This window comes from Streptomyces recifensis (assembly GCF_002154615.1).
GTDB lineage: Bacteria > Actinomycetota > Actinomycetes > Streptomycetales > Streptomycetaceae > Streptomyces > Streptomyces griseoluteus.
The window spans coordinates 1-805 of record NZ_MUNH01000828.1; the positions used below are offsets into that span (position 1 = coordinate 1).

The 805-nt window shown below is 72.7% G+C and carries 1 protein-coding gene; it reads right to left on the reverse strand.

Annotation, left to right across the window (positions count from 1 at the left end; translation table 11 throughout):
* Positions 1 to 170 precede the first annotated feature (170 nt).
* Positions 171 to 805 (reverse strand): ABC-2 transporter permease (locus tag CCN33_RS30085; RefSeq protein ID WP_483027268.1); only part of this gene is annotated, 635 nt, incomplete at its 5' end.

Sequence of the window (805 nt, forward strand, 5' to 3'; positions counted from 1 at the left end):
ACGGCACGGGCGCGAGGGGAGAGCGCCCTGGCTGACACAGCGTTGATGGGTCTCACCTCCTCGGTCGCACCGGCCGCGCACTCCGCGCGACCGGACGGCCACCATACCGTGCCGGGTCTCCGGGCGGACCGGGTCCCTGGCGCGGCCGGTGGCCGTACCCGCGTGGTGGCTCAGACGGCCACGCTCTCCTCGGTCTCCTCCTCGGCCTCGCGTGCGGCCTCGCGCCCGGCTTCGGCGGCGGGGGTCTCCTCCGGGTCCGGCGCCTGCGCGAGTGCCCGGCGGCCGGGGCGCTCCCAGAGGGCGGCGATCGAGGTGACGGCGACGCCGACGACCAGCCAGACGACCAGCGTCCATACGTTGCGGGCGATGCCGTCGTCACCGAAGTACAGCAGTGAGCGGATGCCCTCGACGAACCCGGCGCCGTTCCAGAAGGCGTGCAGGGTGCCGAAGAAGCCGTTCTGCAGCTCGGGCCGGAACAACCCGCCGGAGCTGGTGAAGTTCAGCATCACGAACAGCACCATCATGGCCAGCGTGGTCCAGCGCTTGAGGAAGGTGTGCAGGCCGACGCCGATGAGCAGGATGCCCGCCGAGTACAGCCACGCCATGGCCCACAGGGTGCCCAGGTCGTGGTGGGCCAGGTGGAAGACCGGCCCGGCGAGCAGGGCGCCGATACCGCCGACCACGGCGGCCGTGCCGACGGCGATGAGCGCCCGTACCCGTACGGCCAGCGCGGCACCGGCGGCGCCGATGGCGGCGACGGAGGCGTAGGAGCCGATGCTGACCGCGATCAGCAGGAAGAACAGGC